General features: G+C 70.1%; 14 protein-coding genes (1 of these 14 running past the window's edge). 6 read left to right on the forward strand and 8 right to left on the reverse strand.

Annotated elements, in window-relative coordinates; translation table 11 throughout:
• Positions 1-4427: the 5' portion of a DUF4082 domain-containing protein gene (locus tag AC0Z36_RS13870; protein ID WP_485463143.1), read on the reverse strand. Its footprint begins 226 nt before the window's first position; 4427 of the gene's 4653 nt are visible here — the first part of the coding sequence; the start codon lies at positions 4425-4427; the stop codon falls past the left edge of the window.
• Between the two features lie 249 nt (positions 4428-4676).
• Positions 4677-7901, reverse strand: a complete 3225-nt coding sequence (locus tag AC0Z36_RS13875) for a DUF4082 domain-containing protein (protein ID WP_485463144.1) — start codon at positions 7899-7901, stop codon at positions 4677-4679.
• Positions 7902-8321: 420 nt separating this feature from the next.
• Here AC0Z36_RS13875 and AC0Z36_RS13880 point away from each other — a divergent pair, with 420 nt between their 5' ends.
• Complete coding sequence (locus AC0Z36_RS13880; protein WP_485463145.1) at positions 8322-9251, forward strand: NAD-dependent epimerase/dehydratase family protein; 930 nt, start codon at positions 8322-8324, stop codon at positions 9249-9251.
• 52 nt (positions 9252-9303) lie between these two features.
• Here AC0Z36_RS13880 and AC0Z36_RS13885 read toward each other — a convergent pair whose 3' ends face one another.
• Positions 9304-9912 (reverse strand): acetyltransferase, encoded by a 609-nt coding sequence (locus AC0Z36_RS13885; RefSeq protein WP_485463146.1) that lies wholly within the window; start codon positions 9910-9912, stop codon positions 9304-9306.
• Positions 9913-9926: 14 nt separating this feature from the next.
• Between AC0Z36_RS13885 and AC0Z36_RS13890 the strand changes: the two genes are divergently transcribed.
• Positions 9927-10925 carry an O-antigen ligase family protein gene (locus AC0Z36_RS13890; RefSeq protein WP_485463147.1) on the forward strand — a complete coding sequence of 333 codons (999 nt, stop codon included), beginning with the start codon at positions 9927-9929 and terminating at the stop codon, positions 10923-10925.
• Between the two features lie 39 nt (positions 10926-10964).
• On the opposite strand, the gene AC0Z36_RS13895 is transcribed toward AC0Z36_RS13890, so the two are convergent.
• The 4 genes from AC0Z36_RS13895 to AC0Z36_RS13910 all read right to left on the reverse strand — a co-directional run bounded on the left by AC0Z36_RS13895 (position 10965) and on the right by AC0Z36_RS13910 (position 14049).
• Positions 10965-11609 carry a sugar transferase gene (locus AC0Z36_RS13895; RefSeq protein WP_485463148.1) on the reverse strand — a complete coding sequence of 215 codons (645 nt, stop codon included), beginning with the start codon at positions 11607-11609 and terminating at the stop codon, positions 10965-10967.
• Positions 11610-11649: 40 nt separating this feature from the next.
• Entirely contained in the window at positions 11650-12825 is a 1176-nt protein-coding gene (locus AC0Z36_RS13900; protein WP_485463149.1) for a glycosyltransferase, read from the reverse strand.
• Entirely contained in the window at positions 12818-13642 is an 825-nt protein-coding gene (locus tag AC0Z36_RS13905) for a polysaccharide deacetylase family protein (RefSeq protein ID WP_485463150.1), read from the reverse strand. Before AC0Z36_RS13905 ends, AC0Z36_RS13900 begins: the two co-directional genes overlap by 8 nt.
• A gap of 284 nt (positions 13643-13926) precedes the next feature.
• Positions 13927-14049, reverse strand: coding sequence for a hypothetical protein (locus tag AC0Z36_RS13910; RefSeq protein WP_485463151.1), 123 nt, complete (start codon positions 14047-14049; stop codon positions 13927-13929).
• Between the two features lie 345 nt (positions 14050-14394).
• Between AC0Z36_RS13910 and AC0Z36_RS13915 the strand changes: the two genes are divergently transcribed.
• The 3 genes from AC0Z36_RS13915 (at position 14395) to AC0Z36_RS13925 (ending at position 17231) form a co-directional block, all read left to right on the forward strand.
• Complete coding sequence (locus AC0Z36_RS13915; protein ID WP_485463152.1) at positions 14395-15429, forward strand: glycosyltransferase family 2 protein; 1035 nt, start codon at positions 14395-14397, stop codon at positions 15427-15429.
• 71 nt (positions 15430-15500) lie between these two features.
• Positions 15501-16298 carry a trypsin-like serine peptidase gene (locus AC0Z36_RS13920; RefSeq protein WP_485463153.1) on the forward strand — a complete coding sequence of 266 codons (798 nt, stop codon included), beginning with the start codon at positions 15501-15503 and terminating at the stop codon, positions 16296-16298.
• Between the two features lie 171 nt (positions 16299-16469).
• Positions 16470-17231, forward strand: a complete 762-nt coding sequence (locus tag AC0Z36_RS13925; protein ID WP_485463154.1) for a trypsin-like serine peptidase — start codon at positions 16470-16472, stop codon at positions 17229-17231.
• Here the strand turns inward: AC0Z36_RS13925 and AC0Z36_RS13930 are convergent.
• On the reverse strand, positions 17221-17406 hold the full coding sequence (locus AC0Z36_RS13930) for a hypothetical protein (RefSeq protein ID WP_485463155.1): 186 nt from the start codon (positions 17404-17406) through the stop codon (positions 17221-17223). The two genes, AC0Z36_RS13925 and AC0Z36_RS13930, sit on opposite strands and share 11 nt — an antisense overlap.
• 124 nt (positions 17407-17530) lie before the next feature.
• On the opposite strand from AC0Z36_RS13930, the gene AC0Z36_RS13935 reads away from it, so the two are divergent.
• Positions 17531-17944 carry a sensor histidine kinase gene (locus AC0Z36_RS13935; protein WP_485463156.1) on the forward strand — a complete coding sequence of 138 codons (414 nt, stop codon included), beginning with the start codon at positions 17531-17533 and terminating at the stop codon, positions 17942-17944.
• Positions 17945-18027 lie beyond the last annotated feature (83 nt).

An 18027-nucleotide genomic window follows, 5' to 3' on the forward strand; every position in this document is an offset into this window, starting at 1 on the left:
GAGACCTTCACCGAGCTGCCGGGCGGCAGTACGGCCTTCCAGTCGGCCTGGATCCAGGTGACCATCTGCTCCGCGTCGAGGAGTTTGGAGGTGTACGTGCCGTCGTTGGCCGCCGGCGCGTTGCCCAGGCTCATGCTCCCGGCGTTCCGCTGGACGACCAGGCCGCCCTTGCGATCCCCCGCGGTGAAGGTGGAGGCGTCGTGTTCGGCGACTCCGTTCCTCGGCATCGACAACCGGGCCGTGTCGGCCTTCTTTCCCGACCACTGCTCGCGGTTGCCCGCCTTGTCCGCGGACTCGACGCGGAAGAGGTACGACTGGCCGGCGGTCAGGCCGCCGAGTTTGGCGGTGTGCTCGGTGGACAGGGTGTTGTCGGCTGAACCGACGCGCATCTCCCGGATGCCGGGGCCGACCGTCAGCTTGGAGTCGGCGGGTTCGTCGGTCTTCCAGGTGACGTCCGCGGTGCCGTCAGGCCACGTGGTGACACCCACGTCACTGATCTTCGGTGCCGTCTTGTCCGCCTTCGGCGTCTTGAACTGGGCCGGTTTGGCCGACGGTGCCGGCCATACGGTGCGCCGTCCGCCGGGGTCGACCGAGGTCACCCGGTAGTAGTACGTGGTGTCCGGCTTGAGACCGCCCACCGTCGTCTTGTGCTGGGCGGTCTGCTCGCCGACCTGTGCGGCGAGGGCGAGCTTGTCCGCCTTGGTGCCGACTGCGACCTCGGTGGTCGAAGCGGTGTCGCTGGTCCAGCTGACGTCGGCGGTGCCGTCGGGCTGCGGTGCGGCCTGGGCGTTCAGGACCTGGAGCGCGGCGGGGGCCGCGTAGGTGGCGGTGTAGCCGCCGGTGGTGCCGGTGAAGATCGCGTACTCGATGCCCTTAATAGTCTGTTTGGAGAAGGGCACCGGCGCTCCCGACCGGGTGAGGCCGGTGAGGACCGTCCCGCCGGCCCCGCTGGTGGGCAGCATCGTCATCAGGTTGGCGGCCGCCGCGTCCGCGGTGACGGTGAAGGTGACGGCGTTGCCGGTGCGGACCGGCGCGCTGATCTTCGAGCGGTTGCGGGCGTCGGTCCATTCGAGCAGTTGCTGTGCGGTGATGACCGGGACCCCGTTGTTCTTCGCCGCGGTGATCATCGCGTCTTCGATCTGCTGCTGGCTCACGTTGCCCCAGCCGCTGTTCGCGTTGGCGCTGTCCAGGTGGTTGTTTATGACGAAGGTGCCGTAGAAGCCCGCCGCCCCGGTCGCCTTGCTGACCATCGACTGGAAGGCCTGCGGGTACGGCTGGCGCATCTCGTCGGTCAGCTGGGTGGCGGCCTGGTAGACGTCCACCATGCGGCCGTCGGTGTCGGCGTACCGCATCGGCATCCCGGAACCGGTGAAGAATCCGGGGCTGGCCTCCATCGCGGGGCCGCCGTAGGAGTTCGTCCAGCCGTTGGGCATGTAGTAGTAGTTCACGTCCATGCGGATGCCGTAGGCCGCGTCGGTCTCCGGGACGGAGATCCAGTCGGGCCACGACAGGCAGTGGGTGCGCTCGCTGACCGGCTTCAGCGCCGGGTAGCCGTTGGCGAAGTCGTTGAGGCTCGCGGTGTAGGCGTTGGCGAGTGTGGAGTCGATCTGGGCGGGCGTCATCCCGGGTGTGGAGGGGACGCAGCCCTGGTTGGTGGCGACGTGCCTGGCCCATTCGAAGCCCTGTGCCGACCAGGAGTAGGCGGTCGCGCGGGGGATCTCGTTGCGCTGGTCCCAGCCGTACACAGTCGTCCGCATGCAGCGCCAGTCCTTGACGGCCTGGGCCTGGGTGGCCGCGTTCGTACAGACGGGGTCGCTGTTGGCGTTGTACTTGTCGATCTTTCCGGTGACCCCGGCGAGCGGGGAGCCGTGGTGGTCGCCGGTGGAGACGAGGGCGGCCTTGTTGATGCCGGGCTGGGGTGAGCCGGCTGTGCCCGGGAGGTACCAGAACCTCGGTACGACGGCCTTCTCGCGGTTGACCTGTTCGATGATGTTCGCGAGCAGGCGCTGCTGCTCGTCCGCCTGCGGGATGTCGACGCGGCTGAGGTCGATCCAGTCCTGGTAGTACAGGTCGGAGGAGCGGATGACGTCGTTGCCCTTGTCGACTCCGGCGTGGTCGGTCTCCTGTCCGGCCTGGGCGGGGTTGCCCTGCCGGGTGTAGACGACCGACTTGGCCAGGTCGTACGCGAACGCGGCCGCGTATCCGGAGCCGGTCTGACGCAGCGTCACTCCGGCGTTCCCGGTGCCGGCCGGCTGGGCGGAGCCCGTCCGGCGGAAGAGTTCGGCGACGGTCTGGGTACCGGGCGCGGCGGTCCACAGGTCGGCGGGGCCGTGGTACTGCATGCTGCGTGCCGACTGGATGCCCGCGCCGGGCGAGGTGGCCGCGTCGACCTGGAGGTACTGGTCGGCCATCGTGCCGCCGCCGGCCGGGGTGAGGCCGAGGAGCAGTGCGAGGGAGGCCCGGGGGCGCATCGCGATCAGGCTGCCTCCGCCGTTCACCCAGGTCGTCAGGTTCGTGACGAGTCCGGCAGCCGGGTCGAAGTCACCGAGGATGACGGTCGTGTACTTCGCCAGTTCGGCGGGCGTCACCGATCCGGCGTCGAGGGTGGTGAAGGAGTTGAGGCCTTCGTTGCGCAGGATCTCGCTGTAGTAGCAGCTGAAGGGGTTGGTCTGGGTGGTGACGACCAGGATCGGGCCGGTGCCCGGTGAGGTGCAGGGCGCGGCCGGTGGGGCAGCTCCGGTGGTGAAGGTCCAGGAGCTGCCCGCGAGCTGATTGCCAGCCAGGTCCTTCACCGCGCCGAGGGTCACCGTGTACTGGGTGCTGTAGTCCAGGGGTGTCGTCGGTTTGAAGGTGACCTGGGTGGGGCGTGCCGGGTCGTCGAAGGCCTGGGTCCCGGCGACCGCGCTGGTGCCCTTCTTCAGCGTCAGGGAGACGGTCGTCGGGTCCAGCGGCTCGTTGAACGTCACGCTGGGCTGGACGGCGACCGGGACGCTTGTCGCGTTCGGGCCGGGCACCTGTGCGGTGATCAGGGGGGCGGTCGTGTCCTGGCCGTTGGTGTCGAAGACGACGTCGACCCAGTAGTTCGAGTCGCGGAAGCTCTTGTTCGGGAAGACATTCGAGGTGCCGTACGAGTAGACGCCGTTCTGGCCGTCGGTTCCCGAGGCCAGTGCGGTGATCTGGGCGTTCCCCGCGGACTGACCGGTGAAGAAGTCGTTGTTCACCGCGTAGTTGCCGCTGCGGGTGAAGTACGAGGCGATGTAGGTCGTGCCCGCGCTGACGGAGACGGGCGTGGGCAGGGTCACCGTCTGCCAGCCGGTTCCGGTGAGGGTGACGTTGTCGAGCGTGCCGAGGTTCGCTCCGCCGGAGTTCCAGAGCGTGACGGTGAACGGGCCGGTGTTGGACGCGCTCTTGTAGAAGCGCACCGCTTTGATGAACCCGGCGGAGGTGGCGCGGAACTTCACGCCGACTGTCACGGAGTTGTTGTCGTTGTTCGGCGTGGTCACCGCTTCGTTGCCGGTGAAGATACTGACCGTGGTGGTGGTCGGGGTCGAGGCGGCGGTGGTGAAGGTCCAGGTGACCGGGGCCATCGTGTTGCCGGCGGCGTCCTTGGCGCCGCTGACGGCCGCGGTGTAGCCAGTGGACAGCGCCAGTGCTGCGGCCGGGGTGAAGGTCGCCTTCCCGGTGCCGTAGCCCGGAGTGCCCGCCACCGCCGTGTTGTCGGAGGTCTTCTTGACGTTCCACACGATGGTGGCCGCCTGGACGTCTTCACTGAACGTCGCGCTCAGCGGTGCGTTGGCGGCGACACTGGTGGCCTGGTTGACCGGCACTGTGGCGGTGACCGTGGGCGCGGTGTTGTCGGCCGCGGGCTGGAAGACCGCGTCGACCCAGTAGTTGCTCCCGTTCCACGAATCGGTGGGCATGGTTCCCCCGGAGCCGTATTTGTAGACTCCGTTGCCCGCGTTGCCGGTGGAGGCCGGGGCGGTCAGCTGTTCACTGTCCTTGGCCTGGTTGAAGTAGCCCTCGGTCGCGGTGTAGTGGCCGACCGGTGCGGTGTACGAAGCGATGTAGACGGTGTTCTTCGAGACGGTGACCGGTTGGGCGAAGGTGGCCTCCTGCCAGCCGGACGCTGTCTCCGCGCCGAAGGTGACGGCGGTGCTGGTGCCGTCTGAGGTGTTCCACAGGCGCCCGGTGTGGACGCCGGTGTTGGTGGCGTCCTTCCAGAACCGGATGCCGAGGATCCGGCCGTCGGCCTTGGGTTGGAAGCGGACGCCGACCTCGATGGCCAGGCGGTCCGGGTCGGGGCCCGCGGTCGGCTGCTCGGTGCCGAACAGTGTGCAGCGCGTGCAGGGCGCCGCGTCCGCGTTCGCGCTGAGCGGTGAGAAGAAGGTGAACAGCAGTGCGGCCATGGCCGCGAACGCGGTTCCCACTTGGCTGGCCCGTCGTCTGGACCTTGTTGTTCCGGGGAGCATTTCTGCCCGGTGTGCTGCCATGTCTGCTGTCCACTTCTTCGCGGTGCTGGTGCTGGGGTTTCCGGGTGGCCGGAGTCGTGCGTTGCCGGGGCCGGTGAAGCGGCGGTCGTTGCTCCGCTTCGATCCACCGAGGTTCCCGCGTGGAGGATCCGGGGGTCGGCCGGCGGTAGGCCCCGCTGTGGCGCGGTGGCCTGCCGCCGGTCGGGCTCAGCTGGTGCTGAACAGCACGTCGACCCAGTAGTTGCTGCCGTTCCAGCTCTGGTCGGGCAGTCCGGTGCCGTAGCGGTACACGCCGTTGCCGCCGGATTCCGTGTCCGCCAGGGCCTTGACCGGTCCGCTCCCGGTCTGCTGGGTGAGGCCGCCCTCGTCGGCGGCGTAGTGCCCGTTCGGCGCGTAGTAGGAGGCGGTGTAGACGGTTCCGGCGGTGACGGTGACCGGCTGACTGAAGGTCACCTGCTGCCAGCCGGACGCGGTCTCACCGGTGAAGGCGGCCTCGGCGAGCTTGGTCCCGTCGGGGGCCCACAGGTGGGCGACGTGGGTGCCGGTGTTGGTGGCGCCCTTGTAGAAGCGGACTCCGGTGATCTTCCCGCCGACGTCGGTCTTGAATTTGACGCCGACTTCGATGGCGCTGGCCTCCGGGTCGGCCGGGGTGTCTGGGACCGCGGTGGCGGGCCAGACCGTGCACGGGTCGCACACCGGCGGCGGGGTGGTGCCGGCGGTGGTGAAGGTCCACGACACCGGGGTCATCGTCGTACCGGCGGTGTCCTTGGCACCGCTGACCGACGCTGTGTAGACGGTCCCCGGGGCCAGGGCCGAGCCGGGCGTGAACGTCGCGGTCTTCGTAGCCGCCGCGTACGACGCGGTGCCCGGCGCCCCGGTGCCGTCCGGCTTGCGGAGCGACCACACGACCGTGGCCGGCTGCACGTCCTTGCTGAAGGCGGCCCTCAGCGCGGTTCCGGTCGCCACTCCGGTCGCGGAGGCGGCCGGGGTGGTCGCGGTGACCGCGGGTCCGACCGGCGGCGGGGTGTTGTCGGTGGTGAAGGCGACGTCGACCCAGAAGTTCGACGACTGCCAGCCGGTGCCGGGGAAGGCGCCGCCGTAGGCGTACACCCCGTTGGCGCCGACTTCGCCGTCACCGAGCGCGGTGAGCGGCGGACGGCTGAACCCGCTCTGCGTGAAGTAGCCGGTGTCCGCGCTGTAGTGGCCGTTCGGCGCCACGTACGAGGCGGTGTAGGTGGTGTTGGCGGTGACCGCCACGGGCTGGCTGAAGTTCGCCTGCTGCCAGCCGGACGCGGTCTCGCCGGTGAAGGTGACGGTGGCGAGCTTGGCGCCGTTCGCCGACCACAGGTTCCCGGTGTGGGTCCCGGTGTTGGACGCGTCCTTGTAGAAGCGGACTCCGGAGATCCAGCCGGCCCGGTCGGGCTGGAACTTCACCCCGACCTCGGTGGACTTGGTGTCCGGGTCGGGGCCGGCGTTGGGTGTGGTGCCCGTCGGCCAGATGGTGCACGGGCAGGTCACCGTGGGCGGCGGTCCGCCGTCGCCCACGAGCACGGCGACTCCGGCCCCCGGCGGCTCGGTGTTCGAACTGTCGTCTGTGGCACGGGACTTGATGGTGAGCGGTCCGGCGGTGCGCGGAGTGAAACTGTAGGTCCAGGATTCGCGGCTGCCGGCGGCCGGGTGCCAGGTCGCCCCGCCGTCCACCGATACCTCCACGCCGCCGACCCGGCCGCCGGTGTCGGCCGCCGTTCCCGCGACCGTGACGGTCTTGTTGACCGCGAGGTTCTGCCCGGCCACCGGCGCGGTGACCGTGGAGACCGGCTTGGCGGTGTCCGTGGAAGCGGTGGCCGCGACCAGGCCGGTCATCAGCGTGCCGGGCTGCACGCCCATGTCGGCGAACAGGTTCACCATGGACTGCTGCATCGCGGTGTCGACGGTCCCGGTGCCCGTCGTACGGGCGTTGTCCAGGCCCCACGACCACTGCACCGTCCCCGCGCCGAACACCAGCGCGCCGCCGGCCGCCCGGTACACCGTCAGGTGGTGGGACTGGCTGCCCTTGGCGTACGTCGATCCGTAGTCCTGGATGGTGTCCATGTTGTCGCGCACCGTGGACGACAGGCGGATCTGCCCGGCCGGGCGGAAGCCGTTGTCGAGGTCGGAGTCCCACTCGTAGCCGAGCGTCCCGGAGCCGAGCGTGGTCTCGGTGTTCGCCGCCATGGTCGCCAGACGGGTGTTGCGCCACAGGCGCATCTTCCCGTCCTTGTCGTCGGCCGTCATGTCGGTCGTACAGCAGTTGACGGTGAAGATCTGCCCGGTCAGCGCGTTCTCCGGGCGCCCGCCGTCGGCCGGCGGGGAGAACCGCGGGTCGCGCCAGGTGCCGGTCCAGACACCCGGGCCCGCCGGGTCGACCTTGGCGTTCTCGTGTGTCTCCTTGTAGGTGACGAGGGTGCGGTACGGGTCGCCCTGCCCACCCATGCCGCCGTTCTCCCAGCGGGTCTTCCAGAAGACCTCGTTGCCGGACAGAAACGCCATGTTGACCCCGGCGTCACGGGCCGCTTCGACGTTGGCGCGCTGCCCCGCCGACCAGTACTCGTCGTGGCCGACGGACAGGAAGACCCTGTGGTTCTTGATGAGCCCACCGCGGCGCTCGGAGTCCGTGTCCGTCGAGTAGGTGACGTCGTATCCGTTGCGTTCGAGGTAGCGCAGCATCGGGTACTCGGCGTTGAACAGCCAGTCCTCGGCGTTGTCGCTGCGGGTGGTGAACGGCCGGTTGTAGCTGAGCTTGTAGGCCCGGCCGGCCGGGCGGCCCTTGTAAAAACTGTTGCCGCCGTACTCGTTGTACGCCTGCCAGGTAGTGTCACTGGCCTGCATGGTCACCGCCGAGTGCGACGCGTCGTCCCGGACGACGAAGGCGATGTGCGACGCCCCGGTAGTGCCACTGACACCGGTCACCTTGGCGATGTAGTAGCCGGACACGACACCGGCCGGCACCGGCCAGCTCGCCGACTCGGCCCAGGCCGAGCAGTCGACCAGGCCGGTCGTCTGGTTGTCGGCGTCGCAGTCCGGCTGGTTCTGCGGGAGACCGGCGGTGACGGCCGCGGCCCCCTGCAACCGGGCCCCGTTTCCGCCGTACCAGCCCAGGCGGTAGACGTCGATCTTGTAGCGGCCTCCGCCGGAGATCTTGAACCGGACGGTCTCGCCCTTGTTCACGCTGATCTGCGTGCTGAAGCCCTGCAGGTTGTCCGGCCCTGAACCGGTGACGTCCCAGACGCTGCGCGCCGAGCCCGCCTTGCTGTTCTCGCACACGACCGCGTTCCCGGTGTCGCAAGGACCCGCTGACGCGCGGGTGGCGGCCGGCAGTACCAGCGCGAGCGCGGCTACCAGCCCGAGAACGAGTATCAGCGCCAGACGGCGTTTCCGGCCCGCGGAAGTCACGCTCCGGAACGCAAGGGACACAGAACCCACGACAACCCCGCCCCCATCGCCCGACGGCGGTCGCCCCCACCTGCTGCAAACCGCCCGGGCAGTTGTTTCAACCGGTTTTCCCCTGCCTCCCACCGAAGCCCGCGGGGCGTTTGAGGCACCACGGTTGAGCAGCGTCGGCGGAAGACCTGAGGGAAGTTTTCCGCTTCCCGGGGCGTGCCGTGCGGACTACCGGACGGTTGGACCCATCCGTTATGCGGTGTACGAAGAACAACCTTGAAGTCGGCCGAACGCCCCCGGCGACTACCTGCTGGTAGCTAGCATGACGGGGCCGCCGGGGGGCGGTTGGTCGAAGTCCGAACAACCGGTGGTGGGCAGTGTCGCCACGGAGCGGGCCCTGCCGCCGGTCGTTCTCAGACACAAGGGGTCGTCTTGCAGGTCGTCATCACCGGCGGAGCCGGATTCATCGGCGCGAACCTCGTGCGCACACTGTCGCAGCGTCCCGAAGTGACACAGGTCCGGGTCGTGGACGACCTGTCCACCGGCTCGGTGTCGAACCTCATCGGCGTCGATGTGGACTTCCATCAGGGCTCGATCCTGGACCCGGCGCTGCTCGACGAAGCGTTCGCCGGAGCCGATGCCGTGGTGCACCTTGCCGCGCTGCCTTCCGTACCGCGCTCGGTCGAAGACCCGGTCGCCTCGCACCACGCCAACGCGACCGGGACACTCGAAGTCCTGCAGGCCGCCCGCCGGGCCGGGAACCTGCACGTCGTGGCGGCTTCTTCGTCGTCGGTCTACGGGGCGAACCGGGAGCTGCCCAAACGGGAGGACATGCGGACCGCGCCGCTGAGCCCGTACGCGGTGGGCAAGCAGGCCACCGAGTCGTACCTGATCGCCTTCGGCAACTGCTACGGGCTACCCGTACTGCCGTTCCGTTTCTTCAATGTCTTCGGACCGCTTCAGGCCGCCGACCACGCCTACGCCGCGGTGATCCCGCGTTTCATCGACGCGGCGCTCGACGGCCGTCCACTGACCGTGCACGGGGACGGCGGCCAGACCCGCGACTTCACGTACGTCGGCAGTGTCTGCGCGGCACTGACCGACGCAGTCCTGCGCAAGGTCACCTCCGACATCCCGGTGAACCTGGCGTTCGGCAGCCGGACTTCGCTCAGCGAACTGATCACGCTCCTCGAGGAGGTCCTCGGCGAGTCCGTCAAGGTCGAGCACATCGACGCGCGCCCCGGCGACGTACGCGATTCGCAAGCCGACACGGGCCGCCTGCACAACCTCTTCCCCCAGGCCTCGCCCACGCCGCTGCGGCAGGGCCTGGAGGAGACGGTCGCCTGGTTCAGGTCGCTCTGACATGTCAGGACCAGCGTTAGTTTCCGGACCGGCGTCAATGTCCGGACCGGCGTCACCGGCGCAGTGCCCGCGCCGGGGAGCCGGCCACGGTCACCCCGGCGGGCACGTCCCGGGTGACGACGGCCCCCGCGCCGACGAACGCGCCGCGGCCCACGGTCAGGCCTTGCAGGACCACGGCGCCGCTGCCGACCGTCGCGTCTTCGCACAGCGTCACGTTGCCGCTGATGTTGGCCCCCGGATAGACGGAGGCGTAGGCCTCCAGGACCGTGTCGTGGCCGACGGTCGCGTTGTAGTGCACCTGACAGTGCGGCCCGACGGTCACGCTGCTGGACACATGCGCGTTGGCCAGGACGAGGCAGCCTTCGGCGACTGTGGTCTCCGGCGCGACCACCGCCCTCGGGTGGATGAGCGTGTACGGGGTGAGCCCGCGCGCGTCGAGCGACTGCGACAGTCTGCGGCGGGCGGCGGGCGCGGCGATGCCGATGAGGTAGACACCTCCGGCCCCGGCCTCTTTGGGGGACATGACGGGGAGGCCGCGGACCTTGCCCCCCGCCGTACCGTCGTCGAGGAACGCGGCCACCGACAGGCCGAGGGCGAGGGCGACGTCGAGGCTTTCGCGGCCGACGCCGCCGGCTCCGGCGATGTAGAGGGTGTCAGGCATGGGGGCATCCTGCCGTGAAGCACACGACGACGTACCGCCGACCGGGAATGTCCCGCCTCGATCCGGTGGGGCTCGGACTGCTGGCGGCGACCGCCCTGTGGTCCCTGGTCGCCGCCGCCGGACGCCCTTCGGTGCCGGAGTCGTTCCTCGCCGCGCTCGCCCTGGCGACCGTCGCCTATGTGACCGGCCGGTTCCTGGGACCGGCGGTGGGAGTCGTCCGGACGGCCGGCGCGCTCGCCGGGCTTGTCGCGGTGGTGGTGCTGGTGACCCCCGACGCGTTGTCCGGCACTGCCACCGCTCCCCCCCTGGGATACGGCAACGCGAACGGCGCGCTGGTGGGCCAGGCCGTCGGCGCGGCCTGCCTGGCCGCGATGGCCGCGTGGGACGAACGGCACCGGCGTGGCTGGCTGTTGCTGGCGGCGGGCCTGGTCCTGGGAACGCTGTCCACCCGCTCCGCGGCAGCGGCGGCGTGCGCGGCCGGGGTGTTCGCGGTGGGTTTCTGCGCCCCGCTCATCCGGCGGCGCGGCCCGACAGTGCTGGCCGGGGCACTGTGTGCGGCGGCGGTCCTCGCCGGGACGGTGGCGCTTGGGATAACCCGGTCGGAGACCGCCGCCTCCAACGGCCTGACGGACCGTCGGCTGACACTGTGGCACGAGGCGGTGGTGATGGTCCGCGACGATCCGCTGCGCGGATCGGGCACCGGGACTTTCCCCGCGCGGAGTGCGACCGTGCGCGCGGACGCCGATGTGAAGTCCACGCACTCGATGTGGCTGCGTGAGGCAGCCGAACAGGGCCTGCCCGGCGGGGTGTTGCTCGTAGCGCTGCTCGGCTGGGGCTACGCCCGGCTGTGGCGGTCGCCGCAGGAGCCGGCCGTGGTCGCGGTGGGCGCGGCGACGCTGACCGCGTTCGCCGTACAGGCTTCGATGGATTACATCGCGGAGTTCCCGGCGGTCCTGGTGGCCACCGCTCTGATCGTCGGCCTCGGCACCGCCGAAGCGACTGGCGAACGCTGAGCGGTCCGGGCACCTCCGAGCGCGCCTGGACTGGTCTCCTCAGGCAGTCTCTTCGAGGGCGACCTGTTCAACGGGCGCCGCCCGCTGTTGTGGGATGCGCAGTGGCAGGACCGCCACCGGGAAGCCCGGGTTGATGCCGCCCTCCGCTGTGACGCCGTCGGGGCGCAACAGCACCACGACCGTACGCAGGAGGATCTTCAGGTCGAAGGCGAACGACCGGTTCGTGACATAGAAGAGGTCGTATTCGATCCTGGCCGGCCAGCTCAGCGCGTTGCGGCCCTGCACCTGGGCCCAGCCGGTCAGCCCGGGGCGGATGTTCAGTCTCCCGCGTTGGCGCGGGGTGTAGTCGGCGACCTGGTCGGGCAGCGTGGGGCGCGGGCCGATGATGCCCATGTCGCCGCGCAGGACGTTGACGAGCTGCGGGAGTTCGTCGAGGCTCGTCTTGCGCAGGAGGCTGCCGACGCGGGTGATGCGTGGGGCGTCGGGCTCCCCTTCGTACGCGGGGTGGCGCATGGTGCGGAACTTGAAGATGCGGAAGTCCGCGCCGCGCAGTCCGCTGCGGGTCTGGATGAACAGTGCCGGACCGCGCACGCTGAACTTTATGAGGAGCACGATGAGGATGAGCGCCGGGCTGGCGATGAGCAGTACCAGTCCGGCGACGGTGATGTCGAAAGCCCGTCGCATGCCTGTCCCTCCCCCTTGACTGTTGTTCATCAGCTGTTGTTCATCTCCAGCCCAGTCCCCGCCTGCGGGCCACCGCGCGGTATGTGTCGATGGATGTCCGGGCGACGGCGCGCTGGTCGAAATGTTCCAGCGCGCGCCGCCGGGCGGCACCGGCCAGCCGGGTCCGCAGCGCGGGGTCGTCGATGAGCAGTCCGACGGCCCCGGTGAGCGCGGGCGCGTCCCCGGCGGGTGCGAGCAGCAGGTGTTCGCCGTGGGTGCCGATCTCCCGGCAGCCGCGGATGTCGCTGAGCACCATGGCGGTGCCGCAGGCCGCGGCTTCCATGGCTGAGCGGGAGAAGCCTTCGCGGTACGACGGGAGCACGAAGATGTCGAGCGCGTTGTAGAGGGCCGGCATGTCGGTGCGCGCGCCGAGGCTCCGCACGTTGCCGCCGTGGGCTGCGTACGCGTCAGACTTGTCGGGGTCGGCCGGGCCGGTCCAGACGAACCGGGCGCGGCCTGACAATGCGTCAGCGGTCTGGTGGAACTCGGCGACGCCCTTCTCCGCGACCTGCCGGCCCACGGCCCCCACGAGGACTTCGGCGTCGCTGACGCCCAGCTCCGCCCGTACCTTCGCCCTTGATTCCCCGTCAGGGACGAAGCGGGTGAGGTCGGTTCCATTGCCGACCACCTTGGAACGCCACGCCGGGACCGCTTTCCGCAGCGTCTTGCGGTCCTCACCGTTTTGGTACAGCTCGGCGTGCGACGCCTGCCCGGCGACCGACTCCGCGCCGAGCACGAACGCCTTGCCGACCCAGTGGTCTTCCGGTTTGATCCACAGGCCGTGGCAGGTGTTCACCACAACGGGGACGCGTGCGGCGCGGCCGAGCAGCCGCCCCAGGACGCCTGTCTTCGGGTTGTGGGTGTGCAGCACGTCGAGGCGCAGCCGCCGGAGGGTCCGCAGGAGTTCCCGGGCCGCCGCCGCGTCGCCGCGCGGGTCCCACGCCCGGGTCAACGAGGTCAACGGCACGTGCTGGACGCCGAGTTCCTCGATCTCCTCGACGTAGGGCCCCGGTGCGCTGAGGCCGAAGACGGTGAACCCGGACTCGACGTCGACCTGGAGCTCGGTGCGCAGCAGCAGCGCCAGGCTCATGTCGACGGTCGTGAGGTGGGCGACGCGCAGCGGCCGTCCGCCGGGGCCTGTCGGAGCCGCTCGCGGGGAATGCGGCCCGTCAGGCATGTGCGCCGGCTTTCTTGGCCAGGCCGACGAAGACGCCGTAGGCCTTCTCCGGCCCCAGTGCGCCGGTGAGTTTGGCGCGGAAGAACGCGGGAGGGTCCGTACGGCGGACCGGCACGCGGCGCAGCCGCATCAGGTCGGTGCCGCCGGGCTGGTTGCGGCCGACCTCGCCGGTGGCGGCGCTGCGGAAGCGGGCCCGCAGGGCGTCTGCCATGCCGGGCACCGGGATCCCCCACGGGTAGGCGAAGTGATGGGGTGTCACTCCGAGGTTCTTGATGATGTCGTCGGTGGCGCCGTCGAGTTCCTGCTCGGTCAGGGCTGCGGGGCGGGCGTGGTTGCGGGTGTGGTTGCCGACCGTGCAGAGCCCCGACCCGACCATTTCCGTGATCTGGTCCCAGGTGAGCGCGGGTGCGCCCGCGCTAGTGCCGGTGGAGCCCTCCCAGCGCATCTCGCCGCCGATGTAGGCGGTGGCGAGGTAGACCGTGAACGGCAGCCCGCGCTCACGCAGGAGCGGCCAGGCGTTGGTGTGGAGGTCGGCGAAGCCGTCGTCGAAGGTCAGGACCAATGACGGCGTACGGTCCGCTCCCGCGATGCGGTCGATCGCGGTGTCGATGGGGACCACCGCGTCGTGGGGCAGCAGGTCGAGCTGTTCCGCGAACGCCCCGAGGGGAAGGTCGAGTTCGTCGCGGGTGCCGCCGCCGACGCGGTGGTAGATCAAGGCGGTGGCGCCCCAGCCGAGGCGCCGGCCGGCGAGTGCCGCCAGGCCGTGCTTGAGGTTGGTGCGCGCGCGGTCGCCGCTGAGCGCGGCTTTGGCGCTCACGCGGACCCACTTGTGAACTGGTTGTACTCAGCCTGGTCGTGCATCGCGCCGGCCTGCCCCCGTGTCGAGCCCCGGTGTGAGCAACACCGGAGCATGTCCCACCGGCCCGCTCCCAGCACAGGCACCCCTCGCGCCCCGGGCGCAGGCCGCCCGCAGCCACAGTACGTACTGTCCGATGATCGGGGTGGGGTTTTCGCGGAAGATGCACGGGTTGTCCGGGAGGTCCACGCCCCGGCCGCCGCCGTGGGTGTTGATCTCTCCAGGGCGCGCGTGGTGCGACAGGCTCATTCGGCGCAGGCTGCCGCCGCGACCCCTGCCGTACGGCCCGCCAGTTGGTCCAGTCCTTCGTCGGAAGCCGACTTCAGGTGCCCCGCGTTGATCGCCGTGACCTTGCTCAGTGCGCGCATCAGGTTGTCGAAGGCCCAGTTGGATTTGTCCGGGAGATAGCTCGGCGTCCTGTTTGGCCGTCTGCATCCGGGCCGTGGCCGACAACGCGGTTCCGGTGCCCAGGACGAGCAGGGGCAGGGCGATCAACGTTGCGGCGAGGAGTCCCGTGTTGAAAACCCGTCTCGTACGGATGCACAGGAACACCTGTGCGCCCACGAGGAGGACGACCAGTGCCGCCCCCGGGACCAGCGCGACTGTCCGCAGGCCGCTGTCCGCAGCTGGGCGGGCCGCGGATCTGCCCAAAGCACCACCGTCCCGGCCTGCGGCTTCGTACGATGCCCGTACCGCCTGGGGAGGGGACTGTCGTGGGGAAATCGGTCAGTGTCGTTGTACCGTCGTACAACTACGCGCATTATCTGCCGGAGAGTGTCGGGAGCATCCTCGACCAGCAGGGTGTGGACGTACGGGTTCTGATCATCGACGACGCCTCGTCGGACGAAACGCCGGAGGTCGGCGGGAAACTGGCGGCCGACCCCCGGGTCACCTACCGCCGCCACGTCGTCAACGCGGGGCACATCGCGACCTACAACGAGGGTCTCCTCGACTGGGCCGACGGCGACTACTGCATGCTGCTGTCCGCCGACGACCTGCTGACGCCGGGCGCGCTCAAGCGGGCGGTGGACCTGATGGAGGACCACCCGGAAGTCGGATTCACGTACGGCAACCCGGTGCGGTTCACCAGCGGGAAGCCGCTCCCCACGGCGCGGTCGGGCACACGCGCGAAGGTCTGGTCCGGCGAGCGCTGGATCCGCGGGGTGTGCCGGGCCGGGCGGAACCTGATCCTGGCGCCCGAGGTCCTCGTACGGACGTCCGTCCAGCACGACGCCGGGGGTTACACCGCGGCGCTCCCCCACTCGGCCGACATGGAGCTCTGGCTGCGCCTGGCCGCGCGCGCGGACGTCGGCTGGCTGCCGGACGCCGACCAGGCCTTCTACCGGATGCACGACAACAACATGCACCACTCGACGTTCGACGCACGCGAGCGCCTCCAGCAGTTGCGCGGCGCGTACGAAGGCTTCTTCGACCGTGACGGCGGCCTCCTGTCGCAGGCACCCCGGCTGCGGCAGGAGATGCGCCGGGCACTGGCCCGCGCGGTGCTGCGCAGCGCCGCCCGCGCGCTGGACGCGGGCGAGACGGAGGTCCACGGTTCCCCGGTCGGCGAAGTCGTCGACATCGCTTGGGAGTTGACGGATGTGCGGTGGCTTCCGGAGTATCCGGCCGTGCGGGCCCGGCTGGCCGCGGGGCCGGAGCGGTGCCGGCAGGCGGCCCCGGTGGTCCGGGCGGTCGCCTATCCGCGGACGTGGGCGCGGTGGCACTGGAACCGGGTCCATCCTGTGTGAGGCGCGGCGGCAGAACATCCGTACGACCATAAAATCCTTGCCCGCACTGGTTTCCCCGGGATGATGGGGCGATGATCACCAACGGATCGGCCGCGCTGAGAGTTTCAGCCGCCGCGGCTGCGGCTCTGGCTTGTCTCCTGATCACCACGTCCTGTGACAGCGGGGACGAAGCCCGTGCGGACAGCACGTCGGGGCCGCCCAGTTCGCGTCCGACGACGTCGTCCGGCGCCACCGACCGGGTCGGTGCGTTCTTCGAGGGCGCGCTCACCGGAGGGCACTTCTGTTCGGCGAGTGTGGTCGACAGTCCGGGGCGGAACCTGCTGGTCACCGCGGCGCACTGTTTCGGCGCGGGCCCCGCCGGGCTCACTTTTGTGCCGGCCTTCCACGGGGGCCAGGCCTCGTACGGTGTCTGGAAGGTCTCCCGGATCACCGTGGACCCGCGGTGGAAGGACGACACGACCAATCCGGACGATGAGGCCTTCGACGTGGCGTTCGTCGAAGTCGCGCCGCTGGACGGGCGGAATCTCCAGGACGTGGTCGGTGCGTACGGCATCGGTTTTGACCAGGCCGCCGACCGCAAGGTCACCGTGATCGGCTATCCCGGCGAGGATGACAAGCCGGTCAGTTGTACGAACACCACCACGCTGCAGGACGACAGGTTCCCGCGTTTCGTCTGTACGGGCTTCACCGAGGGTACGAGCGGCGGCCCGTGGGTCGCCGACCTGGACACGAAGAAGCAAACCGGCACGGTCGTCGGTGTGACCGGCGGCTTCGAGGGCGGCGGGGACTCCGCGGACGTGTCGTTCAGCGCGCCGTTCGGGGCTGAGGTGAAGAAGCTGTACGCGCGGGCTGTGGACGAAGGCCGCTGAGCCGGCTGACGGGACCTCAGCCGGGTGCAACGGGGCCAGGCCGGGGCCGGGCCGCCGGGTGAACCGCACGCAGGCAACCCTGACCAGGTTGCCGGCCCGGGCAAATGCCTGACCGGACCGCTCCGGCGAAGCCCGCGCGGAGCGCGGCCCGCGGTCCGGCATCATGGACGCATGATCGACAACGGGTTGGTGTGGCGGACGACCGTCCTCCTTGTGCTGGCCGGCGTGTTCGCCACTTCCTGCGGCACCGCTGAGGGAACACGGTCAGGTGAGAAGCCCGCCAGGTCGCAGACCGCCGGTCTCGACACGGAGACCGGCCGGATAGGCGCCTTGTTCCAGGACGATGCGGACGGGCAGCGGCTGTGCACGGCCTCGGTGGTCGACAGTCCGGGGCGCGACCTGCTGGTCACCGCCGCGCACTGCTTCGTCGGGGGTACGGACGATGTGGTCTACGTCCCCGGCTACCACGACGGGGAAGAACCGTTCGGCCAGTGGCGGGTGACGCGGGTGACCGTGGACCCGCGCTGGACGCAGAGCCAGGACGAGGAGTTCGACGTGGCCTTCGTCCAGGTGGAGCCGCTGGACGGGAAGGGCCTGCAGGACGTGTCAGGTGCCTACGCTCTGGACTTCAACCGCCCGGTCGGTGCCAAGGTCGCCCTCTACGGCTATCCGCACGGCAGCGAGAAACCGATCACCTGCACGAACACCACGACCGTGCAGGACAAACGTTTTCCGCGGATAGCCTGCCTCGGGTTCCTCGACGGGACCAGCGGCGGGCCGTGGATCGCCGACCTGGACACGGGGAAGCACACCGGCACGGTCATCGGGGTGACAGGCGGCTTCGAGCAGGGCGGGAACACGCCTGACGTGTCGTACAGCGCACCGTTCGGGGCCGAGGTCGAGGAGCTCTACAAGCTGGCTGTCACCAGCTGAGGCTCTGCTTCCAGGCCCGGTCCGGTTGTTCGAGGTGCGCCACCCGGGTGTGCCGGCCGTGCAGGACGACCGGGGTCATCACGTATCCCGACCGGGTGGTGAAGTCGTCGGGGATGCCGAGGACTCCGGTGGATGCGAGGTCGAGGCCGATCTCCTCGTGGAGTTCGCGGAGCACACGCCCGGTCCGCGGCGGTCAGGCGGTCAGGCGGTCAGGCTGGAAGTCGACGCCACCGTAGACCTTCGGCTGCTGCCCTGAGCCGTGGGCGACCTTTAGGTTGGACAGTCGAGGAGGTGACGGTATGCGGCGCTCACGCCGGGCCTGGTCGGTGGATGCGGGTGTCGCGGCCGTAGCCGGGCTGATCGAGGAGTCCCGGTTGGCGGGGGCGCGGCTCACCGTGACCGGGACCGTCACCGCTCAGGTCCCGGCCAGGATCGGTCGGCACGCCTACAGGATCGCGCAGGAAGGGCTGACCAACGCGCGCAAGCACGCCCCGGGGGCCGGGGTCCTGGTGTCGGTGGAGACCGCAGGTGCCGGACTGACGGTCGAGGTCGCAAATCCGTTGCCGTTGCGTCCGGTACGGGACATCCCGGGCGCGGGCGCCGGGATCATCGGGCTCCGGGAACGCGCCGCGCTGGTCGGCGGCCGCCTTGAGGCCGGGCCGACACCGGAGGGCGACTTCCGGTTGCGGGCCTGGCTACCGTTGCCTTCGTGAAGAACGCCGGAGAACAGAAGACCGATGCCGTACGGGTCCTCATCGTGGACGACGACGCACTCGTCCGGGCCGGACTGTCGATG

This window comes from Kitasatospora sp. UYEF31, assembly GCF_057291755.1.